The 19,981-nt window shown below is 62.7% G+C and carries 17 protein-coding genes and 1 tRNA gene; 12 read left to right on the plus strand and 6 right to left on the minus strand.

The features are described from left to right. Positions 1–22: 22 nt before the first annotated feature. The 3 genes from U5A89_RS10960 to hslV all read right to left on the minus strand — a co-directional run bounded on the left by U5A89_RS10960 (position 23) and on the right by hslV (position 4,252). On the minus strand, positions 23–2,146 hold the full coding sequence (locus U5A89_RS10960; RefSeq protein WP_338161168.1) for a S9 family peptidase: 2,124 nt from the start codon (positions 2,144–2,146) through the stop codon (positions 23–25). 143 nt (positions 2,147–2,289) lie between these two features. Then, positions 2,290–3,591 (minus strand): ATP-dependent protease ATPase subunit HslU, encoded by a 1,302-nt coding sequence (hslU, locus tag U5A89_RS10965; RefSeq protein WP_338161169.1) that lies wholly within the window; start codon positions 3,589–3,591, stop codon positions 2,290–2,292. A 94-nt stretch (positions 3,592–3,685) separates the two neighbouring features. After that, the gene (gene hslV, locus U5A89_RS10970; RefSeq protein ID WP_338161170.1) at positions 3,686–4,252 is read right to left on the minus strand and encodes an ATP-dependent protease subunit HslV; all 567 of its coding nucleotides are present in this window, start codon (positions 4,250–4,252) and stop codon (positions 3,686–3,688) included. Between the two features lie 175 nt (positions 4,253–4,427). On the opposite strand from hslV, the gene U5A89_RS10975 reads away from it, so the two are divergent. Further along, complete coding sequence (locus U5A89_RS10975; protein ID WP_338161171.1) at positions 4,428–4,616, plus strand: hypothetical protein; 189 nt, start codon at positions 4,428–4,430, stop codon at positions 4,614–4,616. 11 nt (positions 4,617–4,627) lie between these two features. Here the strand turns inward: U5A89_RS10975 and U5A89_RS10980 are convergent, their stop codons facing one another. Continuing rightward, positions 4,628–4,756 (minus strand): entericidin, encoded by a 129-nt coding sequence (locus U5A89_RS10980; RefSeq protein ID WP_338161172.1) that lies wholly within the window; start codon positions 4,754–4,756, stop codon positions 4,628–4,630. 134 nt (positions 4,757–4,890) lie between these two features. Here U5A89_RS10980 and U5A89_RS10985 point away from each other — a divergent pair. The 8 genes from U5A89_RS10985 (at position 4,891) to U5A89_RS11020 (ending at position 13,119) form a co-directional block, all read left to right on the plus strand. Next, a tRNA-Val gene (locus U5A89_RS10985) sits at positions 4,891–4,965 on the plus strand. A 115-nt stretch (positions 4,966–5,080) separates the two neighbouring features. Next, positions 5,081–7,309: a S9 family peptidase gene (locus tag U5A89_RS10990; RefSeq protein ID WP_338161173.1), complete on the plus strand. Its 2,229-nt coding sequence runs from the start codon at positions 5,081–5,083 to the stop codon at positions 7,307–7,309. 158 nt (positions 7,310–7,467) lie between these two features. Next, on the plus strand, positions 7,468–8,493 hold the full coding sequence (locus U5A89_RS10995; protein ID WP_338161174.1) for an aspartate-semialdehyde dehydrogenase: 1,026 nt from the start codon (positions 7,468–7,470) through the stop codon (positions 8,491–8,493). A 45-nt stretch (positions 8,494–8,538) separates the two neighbouring features. Further along, positions 8,539–8,781 (plus strand): FitA-like ribbon-helix-helix domain-containing protein, encoded by a 243-nt coding sequence (locus tag U5A89_RS11000; protein WP_338161175.1) that lies wholly within the window; start codon positions 8,539–8,541, stop codon positions 8,779–8,781. Further along, positions 8,781–9,242 carry a type II toxin-antitoxin system VapC family toxin gene (locus U5A89_RS11005; RefSeq protein WP_338161176.1) on the plus strand — a complete coding sequence of 154 codons (462 nt, stop codon included), beginning with the start codon at positions 8,781–8,783 and terminating at the stop codon, positions 9,240–9,242. Before U5A89_RS11000 ends, U5A89_RS11005 begins: the two co-directional genes overlap by 1 nt. 50 nt (positions 9,243–9,292) lie before the next feature. Continuing rightward, entirely contained in the window at positions 9,293–10,054 is a 762-nt protein-coding gene (locus U5A89_RS11010) for an alpha/beta fold hydrolase (RefSeq protein ID WP_338161177.1), read from the plus strand. Positions 10,055–10,106: 52 nt separating this feature from the next. Continuing rightward, positions 10,107–11,939, plus strand: a complete 1,833-nt coding sequence (locus U5A89_RS11015; RefSeq protein WP_338161178.1) for a M2 family metallopeptidase — start codon at positions 10,107–10,109, stop codon at positions 11,937–11,939. Positions 11,940–11,970: 31 nt separating this feature from the next. Beyond that, positions 11,971–13,119 carry a GGDEF domain-containing protein gene (locus tag U5A89_RS11020; RefSeq protein ID WP_338161179.1) on the plus strand — a complete coding sequence of 383 codons (1,149 nt, stop codon included), beginning with the start codon at positions 11,971–11,973 and terminating at the stop codon, positions 13,117–13,119. 6 nt (positions 13,120–13,125) lie between these two features. Here the strand turns inward: U5A89_RS11020 and U5A89_RS11025 are convergent, their stop codons facing one another. Together U5A89_RS11025 and U5A89_RS11030 are read right to left on the minus strand one after the other, a co-directional pair. Next, positions 13,126–14,580: an AMP nucleosidase gene (locus tag U5A89_RS11025; RefSeq protein ID WP_338161180.1), complete on the minus strand. Its 1,455-nt coding sequence runs from the start codon at positions 14,578–14,580 to the stop codon at positions 13,126–13,128. Between the two features lie 92 nt (positions 14,581–14,672). Next, a complete protein-coding gene (locus tag U5A89_RS11030) occupies positions 14,673–15,155 on the minus strand; it encodes a peroxiredoxin (RefSeq protein ID WP_338161181.1) in 483 nt (160 codons plus the stop codon). 144 nt (positions 15,156–15,299) lie between these two features. Between U5A89_RS11030 and U5A89_RS11035 the strand changes: the two genes are divergently transcribed. From U5A89_RS11035 to U5A89_RS11045, 3 genes are all read left to right on the plus strand, one after another. After that, complete coding sequence (locus U5A89_RS11035) at positions 15,300–15,860, plus strand: YqgE/AlgH family protein (protein WP_338163014.1); 561 nt, start codon at positions 15,300–15,302, stop codon at positions 15,858–15,860. Positions 15,861–16,001: 141 nt separating this feature from the next. Continuing rightward, complete coding sequence (ahcY, locus tag U5A89_RS11040; RefSeq protein WP_338161182.1) at positions 16,002–17,420, plus strand: adenosylhomocysteinase; 1,419 nt, start codon at positions 16,002–16,004, stop codon at positions 17,418–17,420. A 206-nt stretch (positions 17,421–17,626) separates the two neighbouring features. After that, positions 17,627–19,975 carry a sensor histidine kinase gene (locus tag U5A89_RS11045; RefSeq protein ID WP_338161183.1) on the plus strand — a complete coding sequence of 783 codons (2,349 nt, stop codon included), beginning with the start codon at positions 17,627–17,629 and terminating at the stop codon, positions 19,973–19,975. Positions 19,976–19,981 lie beyond the last annotated feature (6 nt).

The raw sequence follows: 19,981 nt of genomic DNA on the forward strand, positions 1-19,981 counted from the left end.
ACTACGCTCGAAGCGAACGGCTTTATTGGGCGACGCCCAACTGCTCCAGCGCGAAGGCGCTATATTCGGCCTGGTCGCGGTAGCGGCGGAAGCGGCCGGACTTACCGCCATGGCCGGCTTCCATATTGATGCGGAAGACCAGCGGATTGCTGTTCGTCTTGGTCGCGCGCAGCTTGGCCACCCATTTGGCCGGTTCATAATATTGGACCTGGCTGTCCCACAGGCCGGTGCCGACGAACAGGCTGGGATAGGCTTTCGCTTCGACATGGTCGTAGGGGGAGTAGGACAGCATGACGTCATACCATTGTTTCTGTTCGGGATTGCCCCATTCGTCATATTCGCCGGTGGTGAGCGGGATGGTGGGATCGAGCATGGTGGTGACCACGTCGACGAACGGCACCTGCGCGATGATCACTTTATAATCCTGCGGCGCCATATTGGCGACCGCGCCCATCAGCAGGCCGCCCGCGCTGCCGCCCATGGCGGCGACGCGGCCCTTCTTCGCATAGCCCTGATCCACCAGATAGCGGGTCACGTCGATGAAGTCGGTGAAGCTGTTCTTCTTGTTGAGCAGCTTGCCGTCGTCATACCATTTGCGGCCCATTTCCTGGCCGCCGCGGATATGGGCGATGGCATAGACGACGCCGCGATCGAGCAGGCTGGGCAGGAGCGGCGAGAAGGCCGGGTCGGTCGCATAGCCATAGCTGCCATAGGCATATTGGTAGAGCGGGGCGATGCCGTCCTTCTTCACGGTCTTGGCGCGGATCAACGAGACCGGCACCTTCGTGCCGTCGCGCGCGGTCGCCCAGACGCGTTCGGTGACATATTTTTCGGGGTCATAGCCTTTGACTTCCTGCACCTTGAGCAGTTTGCGTTCGCCGGTATCGACATTGACCTCGTACGTCGTTTCGGGCGTGCGCAGGCTGTCATAGGTGTAGCGGACCCAGGGCGTGCCGCTTTCCGCGTTCGTGTCGAGCGCCATGGCATAGGCCGGTTCGTCCGCGCTCACGAAGCTGCTCTTGCCCGCCTTGGTCAGCAGGCGCAGGCGCTTATTGCCCTCGGACCGTTCCTCGATCGCCAGGAAGCTGTCGAAGGGCTGGAAATTTTCGATGAAGACGGTGGGGCTGGTCGGGACGATATCTGTCCAGGCGGCGCGGCCCTTGGCGGCGTCGGTGTCGGCCATGGTCATCAGGCGGTAGTTGGGCGCCTGCCAGTTGGTGCGGATCGTCCACTGATTGCCCACATGGTCGCTGCTGTAGAGAAAATCGCGTTCTCGCGGGGCCAGCGGGGTGAAGGTCGTGGGGTTGGCCGATGGCGCGCACCGCTCCTCATTGCTGACGGTCGATTGCAGGACGATGCAGATATATTTGTCCGACGTCGTCTTCTTAAGGCCCATATAGAAGGTGTCGTCCTTCTCCTCATAGACCAGCCGGTCGGCGGTGACGGGGGTGCCCAACACATGCGCCTTGATCCGCTTGCCCAGCAGGGTGGTGGGATCCTTTTCGACATAGAAGATCGTCTTGCTGTCGTCGGCCCAGGCGAAGCCGGGTTCGGCATTGGGGATGGCGTCGGCCAGCAGCGCGCCGTCGGCGATGCTCTTGACGTGGATCACATATTGGCGGCGGCCGACGATATCCTCGGCATAGGCGAGCAACCTGTCGTCGGGGCTGACTTCCTTCCCACCGATCGAGAAATAGCCTTTGCCTGCGCCCATTTTCGGTTGGTCGAGCAGGATTTGTTCTGGCGCGGTCATGCTGCCCTTGCGCCGGGCGACGATGGGATAGTCGCCACCGGTTTCGAAGCGGCTGTAATAATAATAGCCCTTCTTCATATAAGGAACGCTGCTGTCGTCCTGTTTTATGCGGCTGGTGATTTCGGTGTAGAGCCTGTCCTGCAAAGGCTTGGTCGGCGTGAGCAGCGCGTCGGCATAGGCGTTTTCGGCGGCGAGATAGGCCAGCATCTCCGGGTTTTTGCGGGTGTCGTCGCGCAGCCAATAATAGGGGTCTTGGCGGGTCGCGCCGAAGGGGGCCTTGACCTCATGCGGTTTTTTGGCGGCGACGGGCGGTTTGGGCGCCTGTTGCGCCTGCGCGGTGGATAGCGCGGCGATGCCGAGGCTGGCCAGAAGCCAGGCCGATGTGCGGATCATATTTCCCTCCCTGCGAATTGATTGGGGGAAGGCTGGCACGCGCGCGGGGCGGGGGAAGGATTGTTCAACGCAGATAGGGCTAATAAGCTCGCTTCGCTCGCACCCACCCCAACCCCTCCCTTAAAGGGAGGGGCTAAACCAGGCTAGAGCACATATTTGCTGAGGTCGGTGTCGTGGGCGATCTGGTTGAGTTGCTTTTCGACATAGGCCGCGTCGATCACCAGCGTTTCGCCGCGGCGGTCTTCGGCTTCGAAGCTGACATCCTCCAGCAGCTTTTCCATGACGGTCTGGAGGCGGCGGGCGCCGATATTCTCGATCTCGCCATTCACTTCGGCGGCGATCTTGGCGACGGCGCGGATGCCTTCGGGCGTCAGGTCGATCGTCACTTCCTCGGTCGCCAGCAGCGCGCGATATTGAGCGACGAGGCTGGCTTTGGTGTCGGAGAGGATCGCAACGAAATCCTCTTCGGTCAGCGCCTTGAGTTCAACGCGGATCGGCAGGCGGCCCTGGAGTTCGGGCAGCAGGTCGCTGGGCTTGGCGACATGGAAGGCACCCGATGCGATGAAGAGGATATGGTCGGTCTTGAGCGGGCCATATTTGGTCGAAACGGTCGTGCCCTCGATCAGCGGCAGCAGGTCGCGCTGCACCCCTTCGCGGCTGACGGAACCGCCACGCACGTCGCTGACCGCGATCTTGTCGATCTCGTCGAGGAAGACGATGCCATTCTGCTCGGCGCTGCCGATGGCGACGCGGGCGACATCGTCCTGATCGAGCCGCTTGTCCTGCTCTTCCTCGATCAGCTTGTCCCACGCTTCGGCGACGCGCATCTTGCGGCGCTTCTTCTGGGTCTGGCCGAACGCCTTTGACATCATGTCGGACAGGTTGATCATGCCGACCTGACCACCCATGCCGGGGATTTCCATCGGCATGGACGGGCTGTCGGCGACTTCCACCTCGACCTCGACATCGTTCATCTGGTCGGCTTCGATCTTCTGGCGAAAGGAAAGGCGGGTCGCCTCGCTCGCTTCCTTGCCGGTCAGCGCGTCGAGCAGGCGGTTCATCGCCGCTTCGGAGGCGGCTTCACGGACGGCTTCGCGTCGGCGGTCCTTTTCCAGGCGGACGGCTTCTTCCACAAGGTCGCGGACGATCTGTTCGACGTCGCGACCGACATAGCCGACCTCGGTGAACTTGGTGGCTTCGACCTTGACGAAGGGGGCGTCGGCCAGCTTGGCGAGGCGACGGCTGATCTCCGTCTTGCCGCAGCCGGTCGGCCCGATCATTAGGATATTCTTGGGCGTCACCTCGTCGCGCAAGTCGGCGGGCAGGTGCTGGCGACGCCAGCGGTTGCGCAGCGCCACGGCGACGGCGCGCTTGGCGTCATGCTGGCCGATAATGTGCGCGTCGAGGGCTGCGACGATGGCTTTGGGGGTCAGGTTGTCGTTCATATTTTTCTTTGCGATCCGTTCGCCCTGAGCTTGTCGAAGGGCTATACTTCTTGAAGAAAGGAAGGGGCTTCGACAGGCTCAGCCCGAACGGGAGTTAAATGGCTGAGTCCAACGTCTCGATCGTCAGTTGATCGTTGGTGTAGACGCAGATATCCGCGGCCACGCCCATTGCCTTGCGCGCAAGGGTTTCGGCGTCTTCCTCATATGCCATCAGCGCGCGGGCGGCGGCGAGGGCGTAGTTGCCGCCCGACCCGATGGCTGCGACGCCGTGAAGCGGTTCCAGTACGTCGCCGTTGCCGGTAAGGATCAGCGTCACATCCTTGTCCGCGACGATCATCATCGCTTCTAAATTGCGCAGATATTTGTCGGTGCGCCAGTCCTTCGCCAACTCGACGGCGGAGCGCATCAACTGACCGTTGTGGCGCTCCAGCTTGGCTTCCAGCCGTTCGAACAGAGTGAAGGCGTCGGCGGTGGCGCCCGCGAAGCCGCCGATCACGCTGCCGTCATGCAGGCGGCGGACCTTGCGGGCATTGGGCTTCATCACCGTCTGACCCATGGAAACCTGGCCGTCGCCCGCGACGACGACCTTTCCATTCTTGCGGACGGACATGATGGTGGTGCCATGCCAGACGGGCATGGAGGCGCTGCGTTGGTCGTTCATGACGCGGCATATGGGACGCGGTGGCGCGTCGTGCAAGCCGGGCGGGGCAACGCGCCCAAGCGTGTCATTTCAGCGACAATTTTCTTACAAAATGTTCAGGAACATAAGTCGATCAATTGACTTGATGCACTGCAACATGAATTATCAACGTCCCACATTCGATGGGGAGGACAATATGACTCTCAAGGCCAGAGCACAGGAAAAGGTCGAACGCGCGGGTATCTCGAACTACTCGTTCGATCAGGAAGTGCTGGTCATGTGTGGGGTGCGCTATACCATCGAAGCGTGCGAATGCGGCGAGCCTGAGTGCGACGGCGTTCGCCTGCGCAAGAACGCGACCGCGATCGGTCGCATCCTTCAATAGACTTTGGCGCGTCAGCGCATGGCGTCCTTGCCAGCGCGACCGACCAATTCAATGTCCCGGCCGACGCCCTGCACCGTATTGCACGCGGCAAGGGTGGTGAGAAGCAGACTGCCGATCAGGCACGCGATAGTAGGACGCATAAAGGGTTCACTCCGAAGTGGTCAGCCATTTATAAGCGGCGACCCGGGACGAGGGAAAGCATTTTGCGGCAAATCGGCAGCAGGATATTGACAGGGCGCGCCGCCAATGCCAATGGCCGCCTCCTCCTTAAAGGGGGCGCGTAGCTCAGTGGTAGAGCACACCCTTCACACGGGTGGGGTCGCAGGTTCAATCCCTGCCGCGCCCACCATGATCCGGGGATCATGGCAGGACAGATTATTTCCCGGCATTGATTTTTTCTAATCCGTCGCGTTAAACCGGCGGCATGAAACGACGCGTACGCGCGTTGCTTGGAAAGGATCGTCTTGGCCCCTATTCTTAAATCCGGCGCTGCCCTTGGCGCGCTGCTGCTGTCTTCAGTTCCAGTCGCCCAGGCGCAGGAGATGCTGACGTTAGGGCGCGTCTTTGCCAGTCCCGACCTGGCCGGGCCGCAGCCGCGCGCGTTGAAATTGTCGCCCGATGGATCGCTAGTGACGTTGCTGAAACCGCGCGCGGACGAAAAGGAACGGCTCGATCTGTGGGCGATCGACAGCAAAACCGGCGCTGAGCGGATGCTGGTCGATTCGAAGAAGACCGGCAGCGGCGCGGACCTGTCCGAAGCGGAAAAGATGCAGCGCGAGCGGGATCGATCCGTGGCGGGGAGTACGGGCATCACCAGCTATGATTGGGCGCCCGATGGAAAGAGCATATTGGTGCCGGTGGATGGCGATCTGTATCTGGCCGGGCTGGACGGCAAGGTCACGCGCCTGACCGATACGCCCGATGGCGAGTTGAACGGCGTGGTCAGCCCCAAGGGCGGATTTGTGTCCTTCGTGCGTGGCGGCAATCTGTTTACGCAGCCGGTGGGCGGCAAGGAGCGCCAGTTGACGCAGGGGGCGAGCGACACGCTGAGTTGGGGCGTGGCCGAGTTTGTCGCGCAGGAGGAAATGGACCGGCGCACCGGTTACTGGTGGTCGCCCGATGATGCGCTGATTGCCGTCGCCCGTGTCGATGAAAGCCCGGTCGGCATCGTCACCCGCACCGCGATCGGCGGAGAAGGGACGAAAGTCTATCAGCAGCGCTATCCCGCCGCCGGAACGCCTAATGCGATCGTCGATCTTTTCGTGATGAAGCCGGACGGGTCGGGGCAGGTGCAGGTCGATCTGGGCGCGGACAAGAATGTGTATCTGGCGCGGGTCGATTGGGCGAAGGATGGCCGGACGCTTTACGTACAGCGGGAGAGCCGGGACCAGAAGCGGCTCGACCTGTTGGCGGTCGATCCCGCCACCGGCAAGGCGCGGGTGGTGCTGACGGAAACGGCGAAAAGCTGGATCAATCTGTCGAACAATTTCCATGCCTTGAAGGATGGCAGTTTCCTGTGGTGGTCGGAGAAGAGCGGGCACGGGCATCTTTACCGGGTAAGCGGCGCAAAATGGACGGCGTTGACCAGCGGCGCCTGGGAAGTGCGCGATGTTGTGGGCGTGGATGAGGGCAAGGGGCTGGTCTATTTCACCGGCAACCGCGAAACGCCGCTGGAGCAACAACTCTATGTCGCGCCGCTGGGCAAGCCGGGTCAGGCGCGGGCGCTGACCGCCAAGGGCTGGTGGAACGACGCAGTGATGGACGGCGCGGCGAGCCGGGTCGTGGTGACGCGCCAGAATACGGACCAGCCCAAGCAGGTCTATCTGGCCGACAGCGCGGGCAAGCAGTTGCAGTGGCTGTCGGAAAATGCGCTGACGGGCAGCCACCCCTATGCGCCCTATGTCGCGGGTCATGTGAAGACGACATTCGGCACGGTGAAGGCGGCGGACGGATCGACGCTCTATACCAAGATCATGACGCCGAAGATGGAGGCGGGTAAACGCTATCCCGTCTTCATGATCCATTATGGCGGTCCGGGCGGCGGGCGGCAGGTGACGAACACATGGTCCGGCGCGCTGAACCAATATCTGGTGGATCGCGGCTGGATCGTCTTTGCGATGGACAATCGCGGCACGCCCGATCGCGGCAAGGCGTTCGAGGATCATCTCTATCGCGCCATGGGGTCGGTCGAGGTGGCAGACCAGTTGAAGGGCGTGGAATGGCTTAAGAGCCAACCCTTTGTGGACCCCAAGCGGATCGCCACCTATGGCTGGTCCTATGGCGGCTATATGTCGTTAAAGCTGCTGGAAAAGGCGCCGGGCGTCTTTGCCGCGGCGATTGCGGGCGCGCCGGTCACGAAGTGGGAACTGTATGACACCCACTATACCGAGCGTTATCTGGGCCAGCCGCAGGACAAGCCGAGCGCCTATCCTGCGTCGGGCGCGCTGGACGAGGCGGTAAAGATCAGCGACCCGCTGCTGCTGATCCACGGCATGTCGGACGACAATGTGGTGTTCGACAATTCGACCGCGCTGATGGCGAAGATGCAGGGCGCGGCGGTGCCGTTCGAGATGATGGCCTATCCGGGGCAGACCCATCGCGTTGGCGGGCCGGGCATCAGCGTGCATCTGTGGAAGACGATCGAGGGGTTTCTGGCGCGGCGTGGGGTGTCGCCGGACGCCGCTGAACGGTAAGTAAGTTTCCCGGCCTGCGCTGAGGGACCACTATTGCGACGCAACGTCGTGGCGCAATAGACGCGCTTGCGCGCAACAAAGGGCTTGTCACTGGACAAATGGCGCAAGGACGCTATGCGCCACCCCGCAATCTAAGTGCATAAGTGGAGTGTTAAGTCATGGGTTACAGGGTCGTCGTCGTGGGAGCCACCGGGAATGTGGGCCGCGAAATGCTGACCATTCTCGCCGAGCGCGAGTTCCCGATTGACGAGATCGCGGCGGTCGCTTCGTCGCGGTCGCAGGGGCTGACCATCGATTTTGGTGAGACCGGCAAAACCATCAAATGCCAGAATATCGAACATTTCGATTTCACCGGATGGGATATCGCCCTGTTCGCGGCGGGCAGCGGCCCGACCGAAATCCATGCGCCCAAGGCGGCGGCGGCCGGTTGCGTCGTGATCGACAATAGTTCGCTCTATCGCATGGACCCGGACGTGCCCTTGATCGTGCCCGAAGTGAACCCGGATGCGATCGACGGGTATAAGAAGAAGAACATCATCGCCAACCCCAACTGCTCGACCGCACAGATGGTCGTCGCGTTGAAGCCGCTGCATGACGCAGCGAAGATCAAGCGCGTGGTCGTGTCGACCTACCAGTCGGTGTCGGGTGCGGGCAAGGCGGGCATGGACGAACTGTTCGAGCAGAGCCGTAACATCTTCGTCGGCGATCCGGCCGAGCCTAAGAAGTTCACCAAGCAGATTGCCTTCAACGTGATCCCGCATATCGACGTTTTCCTGGACGATGGATCGACCAAGGAAGAATGGAAGATGGTCGCGGAAACCAAGAAGATCCTCGACCCCAAGGTGAAGGTCACCGCGACCTGCGTGCGCGTGCCGGTGTTCGTCGGCCATTCGGAATCGATCAATATCGAGTTCGAGAATGAGATTTCCGCCAAGGAAGCGCAGGACATATTGCGTGAAGCGCCCGGCATCATGCTGGTCGATAAACGCGAGGATGGCGGATATATCACGCCGATCGAATGTGTCGGCGATTTCGCGACCTTCATCAGTCGCGTGCGGGAAGATTCGACGATCGAAAACGGCATCAACCTGTGGTGCGTCAGCGATAATTTGCGCAAGGGCGCGGCGCTGAACGCGGTGCAGATCGCCGAACTGCTGGGTCGTCGTCACCTCAAGAAGGGGTGATCCGGCATCCTTGTCGCCATGCTATCATCATGATAGCATGGCGACATGGGCCAGGTTTTGATCCGCAATCTCGATGACAGCCTTATCGCGGCCTATCGCGAGTTGGCGGCCCGCAACCAGCGGTCGCTGGAGGCGGAATTGCGCGACGCGCTGACGCGCGCACGACCGATGACGAGTGAGCGCCTGCATGCAACGCTCGCGCGGCTCGAAACCATCCGTGCCATGACGCCAAGGCAGGTGCGGCAAACCCCGGCCGAGGATTTGCTGTGGGATGACGATCGCCCCTGATGCTGGTGGTCGATACGAGCGTGGCGGCCCGTTGGGTTATTGGCGGGGACGATCCGCTGGCGTCAGGCGAAACCGCCGTGGCACTTACGCTCCTAACGCGTCGTATCATTGCGCCCGACCTCCTGACCGCCGAATTTGCTAATGTGATGTGGAAGAAGGTGCGCGCGAAGGAAATCGACGCGACCCAAGCACGGGAATCCGTGGCCATCCTGCCCGATCTCATCGACCTGATCCCGACTGCGCAACTTGCCGGTCGTGCGCTGGACATCAGTCTAGCGCTGGACCATCCGGCTTATGACTGCTTCTTTCTTGCCACCGCCGAGATGCTGGAAACGGTCGTTGTGACGGCGGACCGCAAGCTTGTCCGTCGCTGCGCCGATACGCCCTTTGCGGCGCTGGTTTTGGGCTTGATGGATCGTACCTGCTGGTCGGACTGGCAGGATAGCCCCCTTGCGCCCTAGCGCCCGACACCATATCGGCATTGCGCCTCAGCCCGATAAGGAACAGCCCAATGACCGACCTGCCGATCGAACGCCATGAGATCACGGGTTTCGACGGGCTGCCGATCGCGGTGCATATGGTGGGAGAAGGCCGCGACCTGGTGCTGATCCATGGCTATTTTTCCAACGCCTATACGAACTGGATCCGTTACGGCCACGCGGCCAAGCTGGTGGAGGCGGGCTTTCGTCTGATCCTGCCGGACCTGCGCGGCCATGGGGAGAGCGCCAAGCCGCATGATCCCGCCGCCTATCCCGCCGACGCGCTGACGGACGACAATCTGGGGCTGGTCGCGCAATTGGGGCTGACCGATTATGATCTGGGGGGCTATTCGCTGGGCGCGCGCACGACGGTGCGGATGCTGGCGCGGGGGGCGACGCCGCGGCGCGTGATCCTGGCGGGGATGGGTCTGCGCGGCCTCGTCCAGACGCTCGACAATGGCGGCTATTATCGCAACGTCCTCACCAACCTCGGCACCTTCGAGCGCGGCACGTCGCAATGGATGACCGAAGCCTTTCTGAAGACCACCAAGGGCGATCCGGTGGCGTTGCTCAATATCCTCAACACCTTCGTCGATACCGACGAAGCGACAATCGCGGGTTTCCCGCAGCCCACCGTCGTGATCTGCGGCGCGGACGATCGCGACAATGGTGTGGCGCAGGAGCTGGCCGATGTGCTGCCCGATGGCCGCTATGTCGAAGTGCCGGGCAATCATATGAACGCCGTCACCCGGAAGGAACTGGGCCAGGCGATGGTCGATTTCCTCACCGCTTGACTGTATCGCTTCACCAAGCCACCTTCCCTGCATAACCGATCAGGGGAATTTCATGAAAATCGCGATTTCGCTGGCCGCGCTTGCGGCCGCCCTCGTTGCTTCGCCGGTGATGGCGCAGACGGCGACACCAGCTGCTTCGGCCACCACGCCGACCGCTGCCGAAGCCGACGCGTTCCTTGCCAAGGCGGAGAAGGCGCTGTTCGATCAGTCGATTATCGGCAGCCGCGCAGCGTGGATCAACGCGACCTATATCACCGAGGATACGGACGCGATCGCTTCCTATTTTGGCGCTATCAGCACGAAGCAGCAGGTCGACTATGCGCTGGAAGCGGCGAAATATGCGACCGCACCGGGGCTGAGCATCGAAACGAAGCGACGGCTGACGCTGCTGCGCACCGCGCTGACGCTGCCTGCGCCGACGACGCCGGGCGCAGCCGAGCAGTTGAACGACCTGTCGACAAAGCTCAAGTCCAGCTATGGCAAGGGCAAAGGCACGCTGAAAGGCCAGCCGATCAACGGCAGCGACATCGAAGAGCAGATGGGGGTCAACCGCAACCCCGACGAACTCAAGGAAATGTGGGTCAGCTGGCATGACAATGTCGGTGCGCCGATGCGGACCGACTATGCCAAGATGGTCGATATCGCCAATGCGGGCGCCAAGGAACTGGGCTTTGCCGATACCGGCGCGATGTGGCGGTCCAAATATGACATGCCCGCCGACGATTTCGCCAAGCTGACCGACAAGATTTGGGCGGAGGTCAAGCCGCTCTACGACGACCTGCATTGCTATACCCGCACCAAGCTGAACGAGAAATATGGCGATGCGGTGCAGCCCAAGACCGGGCCGATCCGCGCCGACCTGCTGGGCAATATGTGGGCGCAGGAATGGGGCAATATCTATGATGTCGTGGCGCCGCAGGGCGCGGGCGACCTGGGTTTTGATACGACCGACCTGCTTGTCGCCAAGGGCTATGACCCGATCAAGATGGTGAAGGCGGGCGAAGGCTTCTATAGTTCGCTGGGCTTCGATCCGCTGCCGCAGACCTTCTGGGAGCGGTCGCAAATCACCAAGCCGCGCGACCGGGAGGTCATCTGCCATGCCTCTGCCTGGGATATGGACAATAAGAACGATATCCGCATCAAGATGTGCACGAAGGTAAATGGCGACGATTTCGTCACCATCCATCACGAGCTGGGCCATAATTATTATCAGCGCGCCTATCAGAAACAAAATCAGCTCTATCTGGATGGGGCCAATGACGGCTTCCATGAAGCGATCGGCGATTTCGTTGCCCTGTCGATCACGCCGGACTATCTGGTGAAGATCGGCCTGCTCGATCCGGCCAAGGTGCCGGGGGCGGACAAGGATCTGGGCCTGTTGCTGCGCCAGGCGATGGACAAGGTCGCCTTTCTGCCGTTCGGCCTTTTGATCGACAAATGGCGCTGGGGCGTGTTCGACGGATCGATCCCGCAGAGCCAGTATGAAAAGGGCTGGACCGACCTGCGCCTGCAATATCAGGGCATCATACCGCCGGTGCAGCGCGACGAAACGAAGTTCGATGCGGGCGGCAAATATCATATTCCCGGCAATACGCCTTATACGCGCTATTTCCTGGCGCGGGTGTTGCAGTTCCAATTCTACGAGGCGGCGTGCAAGCAGGCCGGGTGGAAAGGCCCGCTGCATCGTTGTTCCTTCTATGGCAACAAGGCGGTCGGCGCGAAATTGAACGCAATGCTGGAAATGGGCGCGTCGAAGCCCTGGCCCGACGCCTTGCAAGCCTTTACCGGCAGCCGCGAGATGTCAGGCAAGGCGTTGGTCAATTATTTCGCACCATTGCAGAAGTGGTTGGTTCAACAGAATAAAGGCAAGTCTTGCGGCTGGTAAGTCCGACTAAATCTTGGTAAACGGCTGGCCCATGAGTGTGCCAGCCGTCGTCCTTTCGCTGTTGTTCGGTATCAGTTTGGTCATGGCTATCGCCATGGCGGTCGCCTGGCTGCATTTTGGTCGGCAAAAACATGTTCTGACCTGGACCGCGTCCTATGCCGTGGCAGTATTTCAGTGGCTGGCCAATGCTGGCGGTTTCTTTTGGAAGAATGGACTGTTGTTCGGACTGGCGGGCGTCGGGCTGGTGACCAGCGCGTCCCTGCTGGCGATCGGCATTCGCCAGCGGTCGGGCCGCCCAGTTCCGCTGCGCCTTTTCGGCATTCCCGCCGCCGTCGCGGCGTCCGCGACGGCCATCGCCATCTCGCCCTTCGGTAACGAGGCGATGCAGGGGATGATCATCCCGGCCTTCGTCGGAGTATTGGTCGCCATCAGCGCGGTATCACTGTGGCCCAGGGATCGGGCTTTCACGCCGCCCGAACTGGCCTTTTTCTCGATCCTCGTCCTCTTCGCGCTGGCGCAGGCGGGGTTGGCGATCGCCGCCTTGCGCATCACCGGGCCGGAGCAGGGTAAGGATCTGTATCGCGCGATATTGGGCGTCATCGTGCCGACCATCTATACCGGAACCGGGGTTGCCGCCGTGCTGGTCGTCGCGGGCGACCTGGCGCAGCAATTGCGCCGCCAGATACGCCATGATCCGCTGACCGACGTGTTCAACCGGCGCGGGCTGGACGAAGCGGCGACGCGGGCGATCGCGCAGGCGCGGCGGCATGGGCGGCCGTTGGCGCTGGTCGTATGCGACCTGGACGGGTTCAAGATGTTGAACGACAGCCACGGTCATATCGCAGGCGACCAGGCGCTGCGCGGCTTTGCGCAGTTGTTGAACAATGCCGTGCGCCGGGGCGACGTAGTAGGCCGCATGGGCGGCGACGAGTTCGGGCTGTTGCTGTTGGATACGGATGCCAGTGCCGCGGCCGAAGTGATGGAGCGGGTGCGGGCGCAGGTCGGCCACCTGACCCTGCCGCGTTTTCCCGAAGCCTGGCTGCGTGCCAGTTTCGGCGTGTCCGAACTGGCCCCCGCCGATGCGCAACTGGAAGACCTGGTCGCCCGCGCCGACGCCGCGCTCTATGCCGCCAAGAAGGACGGCAAGGATCGCATCAGCATCTGGCGCGACGCGGCCTGAACCGCTTTAGCGGAACGGCGGTTCGTTGAAGGCGCGCAGCTTGCGGCTGTGCAGTTTCGCGCCTTCCTCACGGAGCAATTCGCAGGTCATCAGCCCGACGCGCAAATGGCTGGCGATCGCTTCTTCGTAGAAACGGTTCGCCTGTCCCGGCAGCTTCAATTCACCGTGGATCGGCTTGTCCGACACGCAGAGTAGCGTGCCGTAGGGGACGCGGAAGCGATAGCCCTGCGCGGCGATGGTGGCCAATTCCATGTCGATGCCGACCGCGCGGGACAGGCTGAACCGTAGGGCGGAACTGGAATAGCGCAATTCCCAGTTGCGATCGTCGGTGGTGACGACGGTGCCGGTGCGCAGGCGGCGCTTGAAATCCTCCGGATCGCTGTGGCCCAACACGGCTTCGGCCGCCTGCGCCATCGCGACCTGCACTTCGGCGATGGCGGGCACCGGGATTTCCGGTGGCAACATCGCGTCCAGCACATGATCGTCGCGCAAATAGGCGTGGGCCAGCACATAGTCGCCGATCCGTTGGCTGGGGCGCAGGCCGCCGCAATGGCCGATCATCAGCCAGGCTTCGGGCCGCACGACGGCCAGATGATCGCAGATCGTCTTGGCGTTGGACGGGCCGACGCCGATATTGACGAGCGTGATGCCGCTGCGGTCCGGGGCGATCAGGTGATAGGCGGGCATCTGGTGTCGGCGCCAGGCGCTGTCGGCGATCATCCGCGCGGGATCGGCGGTTTCGGGCGTCACATATACGCCGCCCGCGCCTGACAGCGCGGTATAGCGGCTGCCGTCACGCTGCAATTCGTCGCAGGCCCAGGCCACGAATTCATCGACATAGCGGTGATAGTTGGTGAACAGGATGTAACGCTGCACGTGCTCGGCCGGGGTGCCGGTATAATGTTTGAGACGCGCCAGCGAAAAGTCTGTGCGCAACCCGTCGAACAGGGCCAGTGGGCGATCGCCATCTACATCCGGCATGAACAGTCCGTCGGCGATCTCATCCCCAATTTCGGCCAGTTCGGTGGTGGGGAAATGGCGGGCGAGTTCGGTGGGGGGCGTGCCGTCCAGCGCGCTCATATCCAGCCCGTCGAGCACATAGGGGAAGGGGATGGCCTGTTCGCTCAGGCCCGTTTCGACCGCCACGCCATAGTCGCGGACCAGCAGGTCCACCTGTTCGGCCAGATAGTCGGCGAACATGGTGGGCCGGGTGACGGTGGTGACGTAACGCCCCGGCTTCGACAGGCGCGCGAAGGAGCGGCCCGGCGGCGGCGCATCGCTGTCGCCATGATAGGTGATACGTAATTCGGGATAGCAAAAGCGCCGGTCGGTCTTCGCCTCAGGCGGTGGGACGCTGCCGTCGCGGGCATAGGCCCGCATCGCTTCCCGCAGATTTTCGATGGATGTCTGATAGATAAGGTCGAGCTGTGCGACCGCCTTGCTGCCGATGCTTTGTGTCATCGCCCCCTGTTAACGCCTTTGCGTGACGGAAGGAAGACGCAGCGTGCCGATCACGCAGCGGACTTAAAATCCGCTGCGTGATCCGTAGATAATCAGAGCTGTTCCAGCATATGGTCGGCCGATGACACCTTGAAGTCGCCGGGTTGTTCGACATTCAATTCCAGCACGACGCCGTCCTTGACGATCATCGAGAAACGCTGGCCGCGCGTGCCGAGGCCGAACTTGCTGCCATCCATGGTCAGGCCCACGGCCTTGGCGAAATCGGCGTTGCCGTCGGCGAGCATCGTGACCTTGCCATCCGTACCGGCCGACTTGCCCCAAGCGCCCATGACGAAGGCGTCGTTGACGGCGGTGCAGGCGATTTCGTCCACGCCCTTGGCTTTCAATGCCTCGCTCTTGTCCACGAAGCCGGGCAGATGCTTCGCCGAGCAGGTCGGCGTGAAGGCGCCGGGCACGGAAAAGATGGCGACGGTCTTGCCCGCGAAATACTCTTCCGACGACACGGCTTCGGGGCCATTTTCGGTCATCTTGGTGAAGGTCGTGCTGGGAAGGCGATCGCCTTTGGAAATGGTCATGCTTATGTCTCCTGCGCCTGTAACGGGCGGGAGGTCGGCGCTCGACCGTCCACTGTCAAGACGCGCGCATGGGAATATGTCGCAACGCCCGATGCGTGCGACGTGCGTCCTTGGCAAGGCGAAGCGGCTCTCTATATTCAGGCGATGACCCAGGCGCGTTTCTATGGCGGGCATTTCCTGCTCGCCCTCCCCGGCATGGAGGACATGCGGTTCAACCATTCGGTGGTGGCGTTGTGCGTCCATGACGAAGAGGGCGCATTCGGCATTGCAGTGGGCGACGAGATGGAGGGGGTGACCCTGCGCGAACTGCTCGAAAGTTTCGACATCGACGGCAGCAAGGTGGCCGACACGCCGGTGTTGCGCGGCGGGCCGGTCGAACCGCGCCGCGGGTTCGTGCTGCATTCGCTGGATTGGGGCGGGCAGGACATGGTGCAGATCGGCGACCGTTGGGGCGTGTCGGGATCGCTCGACATATTGAAGGCGATTGCGGAGGGCCGGGGGCCAAGCCGCTATCTGGTCGCACTGGGCTATGCCGGTTGGGGCGCAGGGCAGTTGGAGCAAGAAATGCATGGCGAGAGCTGGTTCCTGGCCGATGGCGATCCAGCGCTATTATTTGATACGCCAACCCCGCGCCGTTGGGCGGCCGCCTATGCGGCGGCCGGGGTCGATGCGTCGCATCTCGTATCGGGCGCGGGTTCGGCCTAAGCCGTCCATCCCCCGGGACAGGCACATAAAGAAATCTTTATATAAGTTGCCATCGACGCCGCCGGTTGGTAAGGCGCTTGCCATCGCCGCTGCCAGTCCTGTGCTGGCGGGGCACAATTCTAAGCTGACGGAGATACGATCGTGGCCACTGCACCCGCCACTCAGGCGCAGGATTATGTGATCGCCGATATCGCCCTTGCCGCCTTTGGGCGCAAGGAAATGGACATCGCCGAAACCGAAATGCCCGGCCTGATGGCGCTGCGCGCCGAATTCGGCCCGTCGCAGCCGCTCAAGGGCGCGCGCATCACCGGCTCGCTGCACATGACGATCCAGACTGCCGTTCTGATCGAAACGCTGACGGCGCTGGGCGCGGAAGTGCGCTGGGCGACCTGCAACATCTATTCGACGCAGGACCATGCCGCCGCCGCGATCGCCGCGTCGGGCGTGCCGGTCTTTGCGATCAAGGGCGAGACGCTCGAAGAATATTGGGACTATGTCGAGCGCATCTTCGACTGGCACAATCATGAGTCCGGCGTCTGCAACATGATCCTGGACGATGGCGGCGACGCCACCATGTTCGCGCTGTGGGGCGCGCGCGTCGAGGCCGGTGAAGAATTGTTCACGCCGTCCAACGAAGAAGAGGAAATCTTCGTAAAGACGCTCAAGCGCGTGCTGGCCGAACGCCCCGGCTTCCTGACCAAGACGGTCGCGAGCATCAAGGGCGTGTCGGAAGAGACGACGACCGGCGTTCACCGCCTGTATGAGCTGAGCAAGAAGGGCAAGCTGCCCTTCCCGGCGATCAACGTGAACGACAGCGTCACCAAGTCGAAGTTCGACAATCTCTACGGCTGCAAGGAAAGCTTGGTGGACGCGATCCGTCGCGGCACCGACGTCATGCTGGCGGGCAAGATCGCCTGCGTCGCGGGCTTCGGCGATGTCGGCAAGGGCAGCGCTGCCTCGCTCCGCAATGGCGGCGCGCGCGTGCTGGTGACCGAAGTCGATCCGATCTGCGCGCTGCAGGCGGCGATGGAAGGCTATGAAGTCTTGACGATGGAAGAGGCCGCACCGCGCGCCGACATCTTCGTCACTGCTACCGGCAATGAAGGCGTGCTGACCGTCGACCATATGCGCGCGATGAAGAATATGGCGATCGTATCCAACATCGGCCATTTCGACAGCGAGATCGAGATTGCGGGTCTGTCCAACATGAAGTGGACCGAGATCAAGCCGCAGGTCGATGAAGTCGAATTCCCCGACGGCAAGAAGATCATCGTCCTGTCGAAGGGCCGCCTGGTCAACCTGGGCAACGCCACCGGCCACCCCAGCTTCGTGATGTCGGCCAGCTTCACAAACCAGACGCTGGCGCAGATCGAACTGTGGACCAAGAGCGAGCAATATAAGAACGACGTCTATGTGCTGCCCAAGCATCTGGACGAGAAGGTCGCCGAACTGCATCTTGAAAAGTTGGGCGTGAAGCTGACCAAGCTGAGCCAGAAGCAGGCCGATTATATCGGCGTGCCGGTGGAAGGCCCGTTCAAGCCGGATCATTACCGCTATTAAGGCGGGCCTGGGTGCCCCGGCGCAGGCCGGGGAACGGCGTCTTTCGATGATCCGGTCAACCCCTATGGTAAATGAACGAACAGAAGGGAGGCGGCGACGTCTCCCTTTTTCTTGCGCGACCGCTTTCCGATGCGATCGATCTGCGTTAGGCCCAACCGGCTTATGAACAGGGACAGGCAGGTCGCGCGGGTCGGGGGACGGATGTCATGACGACATTGTCTCCCTATGCCGCCATCATCTTCGGCGTGGTACTGGCCGGATGGCTGGGTGCGGCCGTGTGGGCCTTGCTCAGCGGGCAGCGGATGCGGCGCGAAGGCACCCACGCGCAGGGCAAGCTCGACCGGCTGACCATGTTGCTGGCGTCGGCCCCGGCTGCGCCGATCATCATTCACCCCGACGGGCGGCTGGAGGCGGCCGATCGCTTAGCCAAATGGCTGGGCAAGCCGCGCGTGCCGACCTTCGCGTCCGAACTGACCGCATCCGATGGCGGGTTGGAGCCGGAAGACGCCGCCGCACTGGCGCTGGAGATCGCGTCGGCGCAACGAGCGGGCAAGAGTTTCGCGCTGCCGGTGCGCGGGATGGGATCGGCGCGGCTGCTGCTGGTGCGTGGCGCGCCTGCGGGGCCGGGCATTGCGGAGAGCGGCGGCGTCATCCTGTGGATATTCGACGCGACCGACAGCCAGGCGGAGATCCAGACCTTGCGCGGGCATGTCGAGCAATTGCGCGACGCGCTGGAGGCGCTGGCGGGGCTGGTGGAGGCCGCGCCCTTCCCGATGTGGCATCGCACGCCCGACCTGCGGCTGAGCTTAGTTAACAGTGCCTATGTGCGCGCCGTCGATGCAGCGGGCGCGGGCGATGTCATCACGCATGGCACCGAACTGGTCGAAACCGTCGCGGGCCTGACGCCCGAGGCCGCCGCTGCCGACGCGATCGCCCGCGACGAGCCGGTCGAGCGCATGGTGCCCGCCACGATCGACGGCGAACGGCGCACGATGCGCGTGGTCGACGTGCCGCTGGGCGCCGCCGGCGTCGCGGGCTATGCCGTCGATCAGCATGAACTGGAACAGGCGCGGGTCGAGCATCGGCGGTTGCAGGCGGCGCAGCGCGACCTGCTGGACCGGCTGTCGGCCGGCGTGGCGCAGTTCGGTCCGGATCGGGCGCTGCGCTTCTGGAACCAGCCTTTCATCAGCCTGTTCGGCCTGCATCAGGACGCTCTGGCGGACGCGCCGCCGTTCGAACGCGTGCTGGACCAGATGCGCGACGCGCGCCGCTTGCCCGAGCATCGCGACTTTCCCGCCTGGCGCGCGGAGCGGCGACAATGGTTCCTGTCGCCCGAACCGCTGGAGGAAAATTGGCTGCTGCAGGACGGGACGCATCTGCGCGTCTATGCCCAGCCGCTGCCTGATGGCGGGCTGCTGCTGATCTTCGAGGATCGCACCGAGCAGGTGCAATTGTCGAGCGCGCGCGACACGTTGCTGCGGGTGCGCACCGCGACCTTCGACAATCTGTTTAAATCGATCGGGGTCTTTTCCTCCGACGGACGCTTGCAGATGTGGAACAGCCGGTTCCGCACCATCTGGGGCGCGAATGAGGAATTGCTGGCGGGCCACCCGCGTATCGACGATCTGATGCGAGCGGTGCAGGCGCAATTGACCAAGCCGGAACAGGCCAATCTGGTGCGCGAACTGGTGCGGGCCGCCACGGTGGAGCGCAAGCAACGCATGGGGCATGTCGGCTTTGCCGATGGGCAAATCTTTGAATTTGCGGCGATCCCGCTGCCCGATGGCAATGCGCTGTTCACGATGCTAGACGTGACCGATAGCCGCCGGGTGGAACAGGTGCTGCGCGACCGCAACAAGGCGCTGGAGCAGGCGGACAAGGTCAAGACCGCCTTCGTTACCAATATGAGCTACGAACTGCGCACCCCGCTCACCACCATTTCCGGGTTCGCGGAGATGATGAGCGCCGGTTACGCCGGGGATCTGAGCGCATCGGCGAAGGACTATGTCGACGGCATCCTCAAGAGTACGGCGCGGCTGTCGATGCTGATCGACAATGTGCTGGACCTGACGCAGGGGGAGGTCGGCACGCTGCCGATCGATCATGCGCGCGTGGACCTGGCCGCGGTGGTACGGGCGAGCGCGAACGCGATGACGATGGACGCGCAGGCCAAGGGGATCGCGGTCGAGGTGACGGTGCAGGACAGCCTGGGCGTAGTGTCCGGCGACGCCCGGCGGATCGGGCAGGCGATCGATCATCTGTTGGAAAACGCCATCCGCTATTGCGGCAAGAGCAGCCGCATCCTGCTGCATGGCGACGGCGTGGCGGACAAGGCGCGGATCGTCGTGTCCGATAACGGTCCCGGCATCCCGCCCGCGCAGCAAAAGGCGATCTTCGATCCCGCCGCCCGCGCCGGGCAGGCGCGCAAGGGCGGCCGGGCCGGGATCGGCCTGCCGCTGGCGCGCCAACTGGCCGAAGCGCATGGCGGGACGCTGGAACTGGTATCGGAAGCCGGGCGCGGCACCATGGCCGTGATCGAACTGCCGCGTGGCTGACGCATC

It is taken from the genome of Sphingobium sp. HWE2-09 (genome assembly GCF_035989265.1).
Lineage (GTDB): Bacteria > Pseudomonadota > Alphaproteobacteria > Sphingomonadales > Sphingomonadaceae > Sphingobium.

What these genes read in the sequence shown, in the direction of transcription:
- U5A89_RS10960 (WP_338161168.1), bottom strand. Translation starts at nt 2,146, where the DNA reads ATGATCCGCACATCGGCCTGGCTTCTGGCCAGCCTCGGCATCGCCGCG.
- hslU (WP_338161169.1), bottom strand. Translation starts at nt 3,591, where the DNA reads ATGAACGACAACCTGACCCCCAAAGCCATCGTCGCAGCCCTCGACGCG.
- hslV (WP_338161170.1), bottom strand. Translation starts at nt 4,252, where the DNA reads ATGAACGACCAACGCAGCGCCTCCATGCCCGTCTGGCATGGCACCACC.
- U5A89_RS10975 (WP_338161171.1), top strand. Translation starts at nt 4,428, where the DNA reads ATGACTCTCAAGGCCAGAGCACAGGAAAAGGTCGAACGCGCGGGTATC.
- U5A89_RS10980 (WP_338161172.1), bottom strand. Translation starts at nt 4,756, where the DNA reads ATGCGTCCTACTATCGCGTGCCTGATCGGCAGTCTGCTTCTCACCACC.
- U5A89_RS10995 (WP_338161174.1), top strand. Translation starts at nt 7,468, where the DNA reads ATGGGTTACAGGGTCGTCGTCGTGGGAGCCACCGGGAATGTGGGCCGC.
- U5A89_RS11000 (WP_338161175.1), top strand. Translation starts at nt 8,539, where the DNA reads ATGGGCCAGGTTTTGATCCGCAATCTCGATGACAGCCTTATCGCGGCC.
- U5A89_RS11005 (WP_338161176.1), top strand. Translation starts at nt 8,781, where the DNA reads ATGCTGGTGGTCGATACGAGCGTGGCGGCCCGTTGGGTTATTGGCGGG.
- U5A89_RS11010 (WP_338161177.1), top strand. Translation starts at nt 9,293, where the DNA reads ATGACCGACCTGCCGATCGAACGCCATGAGATCACGGGTTTCGACGGG.
- U5A89_RS11015 (WP_338161178.1), top strand. Translation starts at nt 10,107, where the DNA reads ATGAAAATCGCGATTTCGCTGGCCGCGCTTGCGGCCGCCCTCGTTGCT.
- U5A89_RS11020 (WP_338161179.1), top strand. Translation starts at nt 11,971, where the DNA reads ATGAGTGTGCCAGCCGTCGTCCTTTCGCTGTTGTTCGGTATCAGTTTG.
- U5A89_RS11025 (WP_338161180.1), bottom strand. Translation starts at nt 14,580, where the DNA reads ATGACACAAAGCATCGGCAGCAAGGCGGTCGCACAGCTCGACCTTATC.
- U5A89_RS11030 (WP_338161181.1), bottom strand. Translation starts at nt 15,155, where the DNA reads ATGACCATTTCCAAAGGCGATCGCCTTCCCAGCACGACCTTCACCAAG.
- U5A89_RS11035 (WP_338163014.1), top strand. Translation starts at nt 15,300, where the DNA reads ATGACCCAGGCGCGTTTCTATGGCGGGCATTTCCTGCTCGCCCTCCCC.
- U5A89_RS11045 (WP_338161183.1), top strand. Translation starts at nt 17,627, where the DNA reads ATGACGACATTGTCTCCCTATGCCGCCATCATCTTCGGCGTGGTACTG.